Consider the following 14,668-nt stretch of genomic DNA (forward strand, 5'->3'; position numbering starts at 1 on the left):
CCATAATGCGAACTCTAAATATCTCCCGCAGTTCTTTCTTTCTCTGAGCGTCTTTTTTGCCATTCACATAGGCTTCATAAATTAAGGTTTAGTAAAAAAAGATACTGATGTTTTTGAACAATACTAATATCTTATTTAGAACTTCAGAATTTCTATCTGAATTTATTACACATCAACTGAACCAATATTATGAAGAACAACTCTTTATTTTTTTGTAAAATAAATACAGCTAATTATTGGTAGTTTTAGCTTACTAATCAAGGCTTTCACATTCGGCTACAATAATGTGGTAACGCGTCTTTTGAATTTTTTCTCTTACCTTTTTTACTTGCTCAGCTAAATAGTTTTAAAAATTTTAAAAGTCTAAATATGCTATTTGGTCTACTTTGACAGCTGTAGAACCCAATTCAACTAGAACATGATTATCATCTAGTGGTTTAGGCAACTTTGCCCTATCGTGGTCATCTAAATCAAAATTCTTCAGTAGTGTCTCACCTTGATTAAAGATTTTTGTAGTATCTTTCCCTCTGTCTATCGTCTTAACGGTATCTGCTGACTTCTCAAATTCTTTTAGTATTTGCCATTCTTTTGCACTTAATTTAATGGCATCCATGCTATGTTCACCTTTTGGCAATAGCTTCGCTGTTTTGAGAAAGTCCTTCACTTTATCTGGAGGTAAGATAGACAACAGTAGAAAAATACTTGAGGAAGAACGTTGTAGCTTAGTTGAGTCTTTGTCTAAAATAATTTCTACATCATCTAAATTCATCAATATTTTAAAGATTTCAGGCCCATATTCTTTGAATAATTCCAATATAGATTTCATTAGGAAGAATTGGAAAAAGTCAGTAAATATGCGAATCACCAATAAGTAAATCGTCACTCTTAATTGCTACTAATTAGGCAAAGAAAATTCAATCGTAGTTAACTACGGAGTTAAATCAAATAGCATGGGCATGCATTTTAAACCGACTAACAATTCTATTTCTTCTGATAATTGAGAAATCCATATTCTGAGTTATTCTCTACAAAGCGTCGTAATATCTCCCAGTCATCTTTTTCCTCCTTAATATTTTTAGAATAGTTAAAACTAATTTCTTTATGTTCCCCAACAATAGCATACAACCTCTTTTTTAAATGTCGTGATTTTTCATCGTTATAATCTGTTCTTTTTTTCCGATTCCCATTTTTTTTATTCCCGTTCAATTTTAGACCAATACAATATCTTTTATTTGGATCAACAGGATCATTCGAAATCAATGTGTGTATAGATGCTCGTTCAATAGCAGGTGCTAAATTAGATTGAAAATTCGGAGGAATAAATAAATCTGTATTCGACATGAAGTTTGCTTTTAATTCCTTAAAATGATCCCCATTATAGGAAGTTTCAATCTCAAAAAAATTATAAAATGCCGTAATATTCGGAGAAATACTCATATCTGTCCAACTCGGATAAACAACTAAGCAATTATCCAAATCCTGATTTTTATATACATAAATCTTTGCAATTCCATATTTACTTGTCTCTAAATCGCTTTCGACAATACTCAAGATGCCAATACAATCAAATTTCTTATATCTAAATTCAAATCCACTGAAAGTCCTTTCACTCGGTTTCATTTCAGAAATATGCTTTTTTAAGTTTTCCCATACCATAAAAATCAACTCCAATCTCTCAATTTGTTAATTATCTAATACTAGATTCTTTTAGTTTCTTATCTTAATTGAAATAAGTCTGCTCAAACTCTTTAAAACCAATTACTTCAAATGGATACTCTTTAAAGAAAGAGCGGATATTTTTGTTAGATAAAAAATATTTCTTAACTACGAAATTTTCCTCAAAACCTAAATTACTCATTATTCGATTAACATGTTCTTGAAAATAATTTACTCTTCTCACAAATTTCTTTGCCTTAGCTTTTCTATTTAAAAAATACTTTCCTTGATCACCAAGCGAATCCTTCATTGTCTGGCTTAAACGCATATATTTAACTTCAAATAGAAGGATTTCTTTCTTTTCTTTATTTATTACAATAAGATCATAGTCCCCAAGATCACGTGGATGATTTCCTTTTGGATCTAATTTATATAACTCTTTATCAGGATAAACATCATAAATGGTTTCTTCAAATAATGTAGCTAAATCCATTACTATTTTATGTTCATAATACTCTTTCCACTCATCAATAGCTTTTGTTGTCTTTTCTAAGCCTACATTGTAAGGTAATATGAAACTCATCATTCCTTGGAACCAACTTTTTTTTAATTCATATAAAGAAATCGGAGAAAAAATTAAATTATTTTCAATAAGTAATACTGGTTGAGCTGATAACTTATTTTTCCTTTTTTTCTTTTCCCATACTGGAATTACGCCACTATTATCAGAAATCTGATCGACATTTATTGTTATAAAATTGAGTACCTTAAAGAATTCTTCTATAGGCAATTCTGTTTCGAGTAGAAAAAGATTGGCAATAATATTAATTGGTGTTTCAACAATATTATTAGTAACTTTAACTTCTTCTTGCTGTGCAATATCAGCCACATATGAATTAGAGTAAAGTAATGTTAATGTCGTAAATAAAGCTTTAAAAGATATTTGGGTTTCTATTTGAAATGCATTATCAACTAAATCAAGCATTTGTTTATCCATTTCATGATCTCTATATGAATAATCGCCATAAACATATCTCAATTTTTTTAATAATTCTGCATCTCTCACATATTTATCAGTTTCTTTGATTTCAAGTACATGGTCTTCTCTAATTTCTAATTTATTCCATCCACTTGCTCCATAACTTAAGGAATCAGACATTGTTTGAAAATCTAGTGTCCATTTCGAATATGCAATTAATTCGTCCAAGTCTTGTTTGGTGATAATTCGAGCTGTGTTTATTCTGTCACAAATCAAATTCTCTTCCATTAAGTACTCAAGAACTTGCCTATACGTTTTTGATTCCTCTCTTAATTTAATTGCCTGCTCTCTAAATTCATTTAACGAATCTTCACGCAAGTAATCAATCATCTGGAACTCATTAATTCTTTCCTGATGAATATTAATTTGGAAGAGTATTGTAGAATATATATTTAACAGTTTTTTATGCAAATCGATTTTATCGAAATTTTTAATTTTTTTTATTAAATCATTACGAATTTCATTTCTAAAGCGTCTTACGACTCCTAAAATTTCAGCCTCTTCGTACTCTTTAGTCTCCAACCCCATTTTTTCTATTATTTTAGACATTATTTTCCTAACATTTTTAAAAGCGGATATCTTCGGTGAATCAAAATTTAAGTGAGGATCAATAAAGTAAGGAATTTCTATTTGACTAATCGATGATGTTCTCTGCTCAGTATTACTTTTTTTAATCTCTTTTTCTAAAAGCTTTTCATCACTAAAATTTCCGCCCTTTAAAAAACTTAATATTAACTCATTTTCAAAAGATTTCTCTTTTGAAATAATGTTATCATTTACAATTTTTTCCCAATCTGGTTTTACTAACAATACTTGGGTGTCATCATCTGAATTTATAATAAGCTTTTTACAATATTTAGATTCTATAATTGATAACTTTGTCGCATTTTTCTTCAAGACTCTTTCTGATACCAGATTAATCTCTAATATATTTTTCCTATATAAAGAAAGAATCAATTCTTTATTTTCATCTAGTTCATTTATAATAATTTCATGGAAAGACGTTATTGTTTCGACGGTTTTCTCATCCATATCTTCTATAATAAAGTAAAGTTCTTGATATACTATTGATTTATCCTTTGCTATAAAAATATCAGCTGATCCTGTTCCACCTTTAGCAATTAATGATAAATCTGATTTTGCTTCATTCACAAAATTCCAATGATGAATTTTTGAAAATTCAAGTCCAGCATCATAAGGATAGTACTTCATATCGCTACTAAAAAATTCTATAGTTTTTTCGACAGATTGATACGGTGGCACTACAATCATAGCGTCTAATGATCCTTCAATAATTACTTTATTCATATCTTGCCATATCTGAAAATAAGATGTTATTCCTGAAGCATTCATAATTTTTTCTGCACTTGCTTTATCATTTGAAAATTTTATAAATTCAACGATTTCGTTTATGTCAGATGCAAAATTAATTATACCCATTAGCCCTCTCATATCAATATAAGCTTCATCCGTTTTAGCAAACATCATCATTTTGGATATATTGGGTGAGATATCAACATCTTCCACTTTCTGGACAATCATCCTCATCTCTGATTCAAAACTTACTTTTATTAAATCTCCGTTAGCAGAAAATCCTGCAAGAGTATAGTTTTCATCTCTAATTCCAAATTTTAGTGAATCTAGTAATTTTTCATTTAAATCATCTGGTACAAAAATGACAACATGGCTTATATCCCAAATCACAAAGGAATTTTCAATTACAGTTTCTAAATTCGTCTTTTTTTCAATAAGCATTACTGAAAAAACAGCTTGTATTTCTCTGGAAGATATCGGTAAAAAATTATCTCTCACCTGATTAATTACTGCACGCCAAGCTGAATCTTTTAAGTGTTCTAACGGTAAAAGTTGTTCGATTTTTTCTAAAAAGCTTTCTTTTATTACCGGTAAAAAAATTGGATAGCCATTCTTCTTTGTAAAAAAATCATATAATTCACTATTGGAACTCTTAAAATCTTGAAAGAATAATTTTAACTTGGGATTCATTAAAGATTCATAAATATCGAATACGTTCTCAAAATACTCCTTTGGGGGACATTCAAATTCTGTAGAACGAGAAAATTCTCCTAAGTATAATTTAGAAAGAATGAAATCTTCATATAACAAAATTTCTTTCCACATTGTCTTTAAATATTCATCATCTTGCACCATACTCTCTATAAAAAAACATGCTTCATAAATATCTTCAGATCCGTTACCTATAAAAATTTTTTTAAAACTACCATCCGAATAAAATCTTACTTCTCCTGTATCACTAGTGAATTCTTCAGGATATCCATAAAAATCTTTCAAGTGAGGAATTAGATCTTGAAACATCTTTTTAAAGTCTTCATAGGTTGAGATTTCAATAGTTCCACCTTCGTCTGCAATTTCTATAAAGGTTTTATTCATCTTATCTAACATACCAATATAATTTCTATTCGAAATCCATGATGTTATTGTATAGATCGATTTAGCTAAAGATATTGAATCAAATTTTTTTAAATAAGATTTTAGTTTTGAATTATCCATATGACTCTCCTTTATAAAATAATCTCTTTTATAGTTTTCATTCTATTTGTAAGCAGTTAAGGACCACATAATTTCCCCACTATAATCTAATTCCTCTTCTATTTCCTCATCAATATTGTACTGAAAGAGGTTACATTCTTTTATTAGTCTATTTATCATCAAATTTCGTAGTAACAAAATAGGTTTTGTTTGAGCCTCTGGATTTTTTAGCTGATCTATTACTTCTTCACTGGTAAAAGAAACACTATTCATAAATAAAGTTTTCGCTTTCAAATTCTTTGAAAGCAAATGCTTTCCTTTATTGTATTTATACCAAAAGTATAAAAAGTCCTTTATTTCCTGATGTATCATTTTTATTTTTTCACTGTCAAAGTAATCGGTATTATTTATTTTCTCCCTTATATTCTTGATAAAACTATCTGCTTCTTTTTTAGGTATTACCAAGCTAGGCTCTCTAGCACAAATATAATAATTTTGAATAAAATCTAAAGGATATTCTTCATCCACTAATTCAAGAACCTTTTCTCCTAATCTGACATACTCATCGTACGTATCCTGTAATTCAAAACTATCTTCTAAGAGATAATCTAGCGTAACCTCAAAGACTGATCTTAATTTTTTACAGTTTTCTAAGGTAGGCATAGCAGCATCATTTTCCCAATTTGCTATTGTCTTTACTGAAACTCCAACTTTTTCAGCCAATTGTTCTTGTGTCATTTTCTTCTTTTTTCTTTCTTCTTTTATTTTTAAATATACTCCCATTTATCAAACCCTCCAGTTTCAAATAATTCTAAATAACCAGAAATATCATCTACAACCGCTTCCAATTCCTCTAATAAATCTAGGTAGTCTACAGGGTCTCTTTTTTCTCTAATTCCTAAATATCCTGCACTATCATCATATATTCGGTTATATAATCTGTCATCAGTATAATCTAGTTCCTTTATATTAACCATCCAATCTCTACACACCTCGTATGCAGCTTTGCAAGCAAAATAATCAGCTTGCTCACGCTTTAAATAATCTTCATAACAACGCATAATCAAATCGTATTTTGGTGTCACAATCCAATCTCTACTATCAACAACTTCATATCTCATAGTAAATTCTGTTATATTTTCTACCAAACAATATTCGCTTATTTCTTTCCCAAATTTGTAGTATTTTTCTTTATTATCAATAACTGGCTCTACATCCTCAGAAACTAAATCTTCCATTGTAATATCATATAGTATACTTAAGAATGCTAACCCTCTTGGATCAATGCTTGAAATTCCTGATTCCCACCGTCGAATAGTATCTACCTGAAAAGTAAGCCCTGTTCCTTGCTCTATAATTTGTACTAATCTTTTTTTAGAAATGCCTCTATTTTTCCTCTCAATCTCTAGTTGCTTATTAAGAAGCATATGTTTTCCCCCTTTTTTATTCTGTACATATATCTTACCAAGATAAATAAGGCTTATGAAGTAACTAAATCAGTTAAAAATACTTTAATTAGTTCTTTTTCATTATTTTAGATTTTAACAATTATCTAATTATAAAAAAACAGGAAAGCTTTATGACTAACTTGCCTGTTTTCATATAATTATACTCTCGATAAAAAACATCCGTAAAACTTAAATTTCGATTATCTTATCAGAAAAAATAGTCAAATAAGAATTAAATATCCCAGTAAAACAACTTCTAAATCCCTGAAAATTGAATACTAATTTTTACTTAAAACAATAAAATCAGCTTTTATATTATTCTCAAAAAGGTCTCTGAGCATTTGTAAATTGGTTAAATGTTGACTCCAAACCATTTAAAATTCTTATTTGCATGATATAATTCATAGTTTTTTAATGCACGGGAACAACAACCGTTACGATCTATATTTTTCATAATACTTAAAAATAAGAATATTCGACAAAGCAATCACTAAAAGAACTCTTCTCTCACAAGAAAACCTATTGTAGAACCTCGCGATATTAAGAAATTCACTATTATTAAAATTTTCCCTCTTAAAATGGAATCTTTTTTCACATCATTTAAATATTCTTTAGAAACTCTAAGAATCATCTCCTCTAAATAGTATATAGTATTAGAATGTAATTGAGCATGAACTAAATAGTCATTTTCTGAAATTAATGCAGCTATCCACGATACACCTTCTTTAGTAAATGAATAGCCAATACTACCAATAAATCTTGCTATGGATTCTAAAGTCACCGGTAAAAAACCTATATCCTTTACTACCTTATCAAAGAAACTCAAATGTTGTATTTTAAATCCTACCCATTCTTTTTGCTTTTCACCCCAATAATTCCAAGCAAAACAATAGGTAGCAATCACTCCATCAAAATCATAGGAACTGGTATTTTTTAATACTAATTCTTTATGTGGATTGACTAATCTAACGATAGTTCCGTACAAATTATTCCATATAGTCCAAAAAATACGATTATCTTTCAGTACATCGTGCTCACTTATCACCCAAGATAAATAGCATTCAAAATCTCTGCAAATGGTTACACAAGGGCTCAATGTCTCAAGTAATTCCAATCGTATCTTGTCTGTTGTGTGGTATGTGTATTTTGCCAACCAAACTAAATATTGAGCTTCTAAATCATAATTTCTATTTCTTAAATGATCTTCCTCAAATACTATTTTCCATACTGTAGGACCAAAACTTTTTAGTATCCCCCAGTGTGATTCACTGGTAATATCGAATAGCATCATAATCTCCATTAAATCATTGTAATCTAATAAAGAATACTCAGTCTCATCTACTTCTTCCGTTCCTTTGAAAATTTTTCGAAGAGATTTTTTTCTTTTTTTAACAAATTTTTCAACTGATTTAGTACTAAACCCTTCTGATTTAATCCAATCAGTGAATTCCTTTTTAAACGATACAATCATCTTAATAATCTGCTTTGCTTCAACAGGATTCTCGCACCACATCTTTCTAGAAAAAACCTTATAAAAACCTCTCTCTCTAGAATTGTCTACTAGTAGTGCAGTAAAAAAAGTAATACTGTAATCAAGTTTTTTTCCATAATCCATAGTATTTTTAATCAAATATGGCAAACTATCGACAATTGCAATAACACCATTCGAGATATTGTTTACGTGATTTGTATTAGTCAGTAAAGATAAATTTTCTTCTAAAAATTTTATACAGTACTCTTTTTCTTCGACTGAAAGTTGGTTTTCAAAAAACTTTAATGATACTGCAGATATATAGGCAGGAGCACTAGCTATCGTAAAATCATAAGAATATCCTTGCTTTACTTTCTCTAGCATTCTTTTCATTTCAGCGATTGCTTTTACTGGTTGAGTCTCATATTCTTTGTACTTTTCAGCATCTTTTGTCCCCTCAAACTTCGCTCTAGCCCAAAGAGAAACACTTAAAAATTCATATCTCTCATCTGTCTCCTTTTGTTGTTTTTCGCGTAATAATCTTAAATCTTCCGCCTCATCAGCTTCTAAAACAACATATTTTTTCCCCTCTATGATCTGTTCTGGTTCATCACTAACTTTCAAACGTCTTAAATCTATTCGGTTTAATGCATAACGTAATGTTGTATTATCAAGATCTACGTCCTTGCTTAACGAATCAAGACAACTATAAATCTGCTCTCTTCTTTTTATGAATTGTGTTTCATCAAGATTTTCTGATGATATTTGATAGTCTACTATTATCTTTTCTAAACTCTTTTTTCGAAAAGGTAAGGCATTTGATTTAATTCTTTCTTGATCATATTGGTAGCTTGTTCCCAGCAATCCTCTACCCATATTAGTCATACCTTCACTTATTAACCGACTATTATCCAAAGAAAAAATGACCTCACCTAAAGATATTAAGCTACACGCCGTAGGGAACAATTTTTCTGGGAATGATAAAACAACACTGTTTATTACAGAAGTTATTGCAACAGATTTTGAATTTCGTAAAAGGTATTCACATAGCTTATTAGCCTTATTTTCATCTACAGAAGGAATAGTATATAAAAGCCATCTTTCTAATGCCATCAGAATACAGTCTAATAGGTTAGGCCCTGATGATAGTCCTCTATGTGCCATCCATAAGCGTTTACTACAGACTTGAATAACCTCTGTACCATCCTGCAGTTTCAAAATAACTTGGTAAGTTTCTGTATATTCTTGATTTCTTTCAGAAATTTTATAATTCTCTGTGATTTCATTTACAAAATTCAAAACAAAGTGAATCCCTACATAGGAAACATGTTGGAGTAACATAAAGGTAGGTGTCCAGAACGCACTTGTTGGATAATAGTCATGATTGGTATCGGACTTTAATCTAAAATCATTTTCAATACTATCACGATTATAAAATCTTGGACTAAATGGATTGTCTGATTCCTCCTCATTCTCATTCTTCTTCCAGAAAGTTTCGCAAATTTTTATAACCATATCAGGCATAACTAAACAAGGCATATAGCTATTCACAACATTTCCTAAAAGAACTTCAACTAAGTCATTATACTTATGATTATTATCTAAATCTTTTTCTTCAAGCATTGAATTAAAAATTAATAATAATTTTTCTTTTAACTCTGCTGAAGCTTCTAGGATAGTTTCGCTTATTTTTCCTTTCAAATCTCTGTCAATCCGATATTTAAAATCAGATTCTTCTAATAAATCATAAAGATATAGTGCTATCATTCCAGCATACTTTGTTGTTCCTCCTTGTTTAACGTTTTTAATCCAACTTGAAACCATTTCATAAACCAACGATACCAATCCTTCATCCCAGTTTATTTCTGATAAATGTAAGTATACATATTTAATTAGATACTTCCATCCAGCTCCAGAGGGCTTAGTATATCGATACAAAAGAGTAACTCTTGAATCTATCTCTTCTTGAGTTAAAATTAAAGAAGCAGAGTTATAATCTATCATTTTACATGCAGTTTTCAATAAAAAAATAGATCGCACAAGTAATTCCCCATCTTCATTAAACAATTCTTCTAATAGATCAAGCGTTTGATTGTTTTTTTCAAATTCCATTAGGGTAATTAAAATTTCATCTCTCCATATTTTGTTAATTGTCTTATTTGTAATTGATTTGACAATAAACTCTGAAAATTCGTTATCTTCCGTTTCATACAATCTATCATACAACCACAATCTATAATGTTTACGCATAATCATACTAAGATGAAGTGAACCATGGAACTCAACTTCACTTCCTGTCGAATCATACAGCGATGTAATCAAATATCTAGCAACTAACTCTTCATAAATATCATGAGCAAAATAATATCCTCTGTAAACGCCATCATAATCAATAACTCCATCATTTTTTATATTTTGAAGTACCTGCATTTCTTGAGGAGCATTACTTGTATAGTATGAAGAGCCCGTTTCTAAAATTTTTTCAAACATTGCAAAAATTGTATTCTCACGAGCAACTGAATTAATTTCTGTATCACGTGGAATTCCTTTAATTCTAGTGTCCCAAATGTGTTTGAAAAACAAATTTCTAGTCTTAAAGGAATCGTTATTTTCATGATAAGTACGTATATATATAAATAAATAGAATAGATTACACAGTAGATTTTGCATTTTTTCATTTTGGGGACACGGAATGTTACAAATTTCTAGAAAATCTTTCATTTTTTGAACTGAGATTAATTCTAATTGTTCTTCTATATAGCTACTATCATTTAAAACATAGCTAACATAGCTATCTTTGTAAGATCGCCTAATTGTATGGATGACTTGCCAATTATGTTTCACTGCCTTATTCAAAAATAATCCTAAAACTTCGTTAAGCAGACTGAACCTCTTTTCAGCCGAATCTATTACAATTACTTTATTTTTGCTATTGTCAAATGCACTAAAAAAATCATCTAAATTACAATCACCAAACTGTCTACTAAATTCAGAAAGTGTATTAAAACCAAAATCAGTTGCTTTGTAAATAAAAATTGGAATATCATCATTGTTCTCTGTGTAAAATGATTTAATAAGTCCAGATTTACCTGTGCCAGACTCACCGTATATTAATAAATGTTTTTGATCTGAACCCAAAAATTCTGAAAAGAAAGACTTAGAATATTCAATTTCCAACTTTTGATTTTCATATTTAATTGAATTATCTATTGTCTCAACTAATGATTCCGAGTGTGATTTATTTTGTTCAATGAACTGCCTAATTCCTTTTTGAGGATTGAAAAAAAAATCTCTAACGTATTCTGGAATTGTAGGTGAAAAAAGTATCTGTTCTATATGACTCGGAACTCTCCACTCTATGCATATATCGTTTATTTGGGCATAATTTTCAATCTCTTCCTGGTATTTAGGAATTTTTCTATCTTTGCTACTACTTTCTGATAGTTCCTTATTTACATATACAAGAATTTTAGTTAATGTAGAATTTTTTTGTTTGGCCTTATCTACCATATCTTTAAGCTCGGAAACTCGGTCTGATATCTTTGTGGAAGCATCATAGTATTTTGCTTGAAATCCAATCACTTCATTATCAAAATCAATTGGATTTGTTTCAATACCAGCTTGATTAAAGTACCGAAACATTCCAATACTTTGATTGAATTCATGACAAAATAAAATATATGCTAAGTATTCAAATGTATACTGCGTTCGGCCAGAATGTATATATTCAAAAGTTTTCCAATCCACTTCAACATTATGATACACTTTTTCCGCCTCCCAGATTATAATAATTAAAATTGTTATATATCCTAAAATTCTCTAGATTTTTCTATTTACGCTATCGGAATTTAGAAGTTTATTTATTATCAATTATATCAGCAATAAGGCATTTGTTATATATTCAGTTCAAAATGAACAAAATTAAAAGAATTACCTTTCATTTTTCATTGGAAATTCAATATTCCTCTTCACCCTCTGTATCGTACTCACACTCAATCTGGTCCTTTTAGAAACCTCTTTATAACTCAATCCTGATTTCAACAATTAATAAGCATGTAGTTTATCATCTGTTATTTTAGCTTTAGGGCGTCCTTCTCGGAAGTTCGGATTATTTCTCTTAACAAAGCTTTACCCTCCTGTGTGCGCTCTACAATCATGTCACGCTCCATTTCAGCTACCGATAAAATTGTACGCATTATCATTCGACCAATAGTTGTGTATTCAATGGTTCCAAGATTAAGAACCTTAATTGTAATATTTCGTTCCAACAGCGGTTCAATTACTTCTAACGCTTCTTTAGTATTCCTGACAAAACGATCCAATTTGTTACTACAACTATAGGTTCCATTAATAACATTATACCGTGAGCATTTTTTAGTGTCAGCTTAGAGTATGGGTAAAATTTACAGAATTTTTTGATACATTAAGTAACGGTATCAGGAGTTAATCACTTACCGATACCGTTTTAATCATTTTAAATTTCCTAGATAAGCCACTTCACAAGACATATATCTATCTTTTTTTAGTTATTGGCAACTTGATTAGTCAGTTTATCCCTTACTAATCAAGGTTTTACTATCCGACGCCAACCAGAGAGTAAAGTGCCTTTTTATATTAAACATGTAAATTATTTAAAAAATCTACAAAATTGGATGAAATTTTTTCTACTACTGGCATAAACTCATCTGACTCATCGTGAAACCATACACAAACATTTGGTACTTCTTTATTTTCTCTATAATCTAAGCAAATAAAATCACCTGCAAAAAGCATGGCTATAGGTATAATATTCATACCTATCAAATTCTCGTCATCGACTAACCTTTCGTCTAGCTCAGTTAAAACTACACCAATTTCACTCCAACTAACATCTGGTAATCTATCTCTATCCTCTTTACTAAGTAAACATAAGAATCTTTCTATTAAATAATCTTTCTTACTTGTACTGAAAATATTCGTAACTGGAATAGCACCATTATATTTTTTCAAAAACTCTACATACTTCGGTGGTAACTTCACTTTATAGAATTCATCAAAATCTTTTACAGTTTCATCAGAAGGAGAAACTAAAATACTATCTTTTTGTACTTCAAATATCATATCCATTCCTTTCTAAAAATATCTATCTAGGTGAATTAGCCCAATTTCCTGGTGCCCTTCCCCCTTTATGCCAAGTTGAATTATTAATACCAAATTCTACAAGCTCCATTTTTCCTGATACTTCACTATGATGCCAAGTATAACCTTCTGGTCTAACACCGTTCGGTAATTGACTATCTAACCATTGAAATTGTTCTCTATCAATTTTGACCACAACGATTCAGGTAAATCTTTAACTACAGTTTTTTCATCAAATTCCTCTATTTTTTGGTAATCCTGAATAATTTCCTTCAATTTCAATGTAGGTATTTCTACAGTAGGATTGATATCCTCTTCAGAAACTAGTTCTTCGAATAAATCATATATCAATGTTATATCCAACCTTATTTCTGCCAGACTTCTCTCTGTTCCAATCTCTTCAAGCTGACTTACTCCAGAAATTACCAAGTCAATCTTGTTTAGAATATCTTCTAAACTAAATGCAACCCCTTCAGTATTCAATAGCTCTTCTAAACCAACATATTTTTTTTCGGGAAAAAGAATTATTAATTCAGCAAGCGAGTCTTCATTATATTTCCATTGTTTAAACGTGTAATTAATCAATAAAATACACTCCTAAGTCTATTTTATTGATTCCAAAATCTTTTTTGCTACTTCGTCCTCATTATTTTTAAAAAGCATTTCCTCACCAAAGGAATTCTCAAAAATAGTTTTTATATTCAAGGCTAATTCCCTAAAGTCTATATTTTTGTTTAATTCCAGAATACTAACGATTTTATTTATTTCTTGACTGTACTCATCTCTTGGAGCCATTGGAAATAAATCTATTGGGTCCCAATCATTTATTATTTTTTCGATTTTCTCGTTCATATTTTTCCTACTTTCCAAATAATTGTTTAACTATTTCTTTCATCCCATCATCAAAGTCAGAAACACCCCAAGCGGTTACAAGTTTCCCATCTTTACTTACAATAGCCACACCATCTTCTGTAATAAAGGCAAATTTAGCTCCATTATTTTGAGAAAGAACTTTTCCGTTCTGTATAAAATCATCTACTTGTAATTTTGTTAATCCCCTTTGGTTTAATCGCTCCATACCATGAACAGCATGCTCTGACCAATTTATTTTAACATTAGGCTTTTCAACATAAATACCTATCTTACCAAAATCTTTACCTATATTAGCTTTACTAGTTTTTTTAATCACTTTCAACGTATCCGCCGACTTCTCAAAGTCTTTCAATATTTGCCATTCTTTTGCACTTAACTTGATGGCATCCATGCTATGTTCGCCTTTTGCCAATAGCTTCGCTGTTTTGAGAAAGTCCTTCACTTTATCTGGTGGTAAGATAGACAACAGTAGAAAAACACTTGAAGAAGAACGTTGCATAGTTGTGGAATCTTTATCTAAAATAATTTCTACATCATCTAAATTCATCAATATTT

At 29.9% G+C, this 14,668-nt stretch carries 10 protein-coding genes and 2 pseudogenes; all 12 read right to left on the reverse strand.

Features of this window, described 5'->3' with window-relative positions:
- Positions 1 to 355 precede the first annotated feature (355 nt).
- Complete coding sequence (locus tag BCR26_RS06110; protein WP_211272286.1) at positions 356 to 769, reverse strand: hypothetical protein; 414 nt, start codon at positions 767 to 769, stop codon at positions 356 to 358.
- A 212-nt stretch (positions 770 to 981) separates the two neighbouring features.
- Positions 982 to 1,656, reverse strand: coding sequence for a DUF6037 family protein (locus tag BCR26_RS06115; protein WP_069698083.1), 675 nt, complete (start codon positions 1,654 to 1,656; stop codon positions 982 to 984).
- Positions 1,657 to 1,720: 64 nt separating this feature from the next.
- On the reverse strand, positions 1,721 to 5,224 hold the full coding sequence (locus BCR26_RS06120; protein WP_069698084.1) for a hypothetical protein: 3,504 nt from the start codon (positions 5,222 to 5,224) through the stop codon (positions 1,721 to 1,723).
- Between the two features lie 42 nt (positions 5,225 to 5,266).
- Positions 5,267 to 5,986 carry a helix-turn-helix domain-containing protein gene (locus BCR26_RS06125; protein WP_069698085.1) on the reverse strand — a complete coding sequence of 240 codons (720 nt, stop codon included), beginning with the start codon at positions 5,984 to 5,986 and terminating at the stop codon, positions 5,267 to 5,269.
- A complete protein-coding gene (locus tag BCR26_RS06130) occupies positions 5,971 to 6,630 on the reverse strand; it encodes a hypothetical protein (RefSeq protein ID WP_069698086.1) in 660 nt (219 codons plus the stop codon). Before BCR26_RS06130 ends, BCR26_RS06125 begins: the two co-directional genes overlap by 16 nt.
- Before the next feature lie 511 nt (positions 6,631 to 7,141).
- Entirely contained in the window at positions 7,142 to 11,887 is a 4,746-nt protein-coding gene (locus BCR26_RS06135) for an ATP-binding protein (RefSeq protein ID WP_069698087.1), read from the reverse strand.
- A gap of 165 nt (positions 11,888 to 12,052) precedes the next feature.
- A pseudogene (locus tag BCR26_RS06140) lies at positions 12,053 to 12,447 on the reverse strand (recombinase family protein); the annotation flags it as partial.
- A 289-nt stretch (positions 12,448 to 12,736) separates the two neighbouring features.
- Entirely contained in the window at positions 12,737 to 13,222 is a 486-nt protein-coding gene (locus BCR26_RS06145; protein WP_069698088.1) for an SMI1/KNR4 family protein, read from the reverse strand.
- A 22-nt stretch (positions 13,223 to 13,244) separates the two neighbouring features.
- Positions 13,245 to 13,436, reverse strand: a complete 192-nt coding sequence (locus tag BCR26_RS18740) for an HNH endonuclease signature motif containing protein (RefSeq protein ID WP_069698089.1) — start codon at positions 13,434 to 13,436, stop codon at positions 13,245 to 13,247.
- Positions 13,400 to 13,825, reverse strand: coding sequence for a hypothetical protein (locus BCR26_RS18745; RefSeq protein ID WP_069698090.1), 426 nt, complete (start codon positions 13,823 to 13,825; stop codon positions 13,400 to 13,402). The genes BCR26_RS18740 and BCR26_RS18745 overlap by 37 nt, the downstream gene beginning before the upstream one ends.
- Positions 13,826 to 13,843: 18 nt before the next feature.
- Positions 13,844 to 14,092 carry a DUF1871 family protein gene (locus tag BCR26_RS06160; RefSeq protein ID WP_069698091.1) on the reverse strand — a complete coding sequence of 83 codons (249 nt, stop codon included), beginning with the start codon at positions 14,090 to 14,092 and terminating at the stop codon, positions 13,844 to 13,846.
- Between the two features lie 7 nt (positions 14,093 to 14,099).
- Positions 14,100 to 14,668, reverse strand: a pseudogene (locus BCR26_RS18750) (hypothetical protein); the annotation flags it as partial.

Origin of the sequence: Enterococcus rivorum, from assembly GCF_001742285.1 — a bacterium.
GTDB classification, from domain to species: Bacteria; Bacillota; Bacilli; order Lactobacillales; family Enterococcaceae; genus Enterococcus_L; species Enterococcus_L rivorum.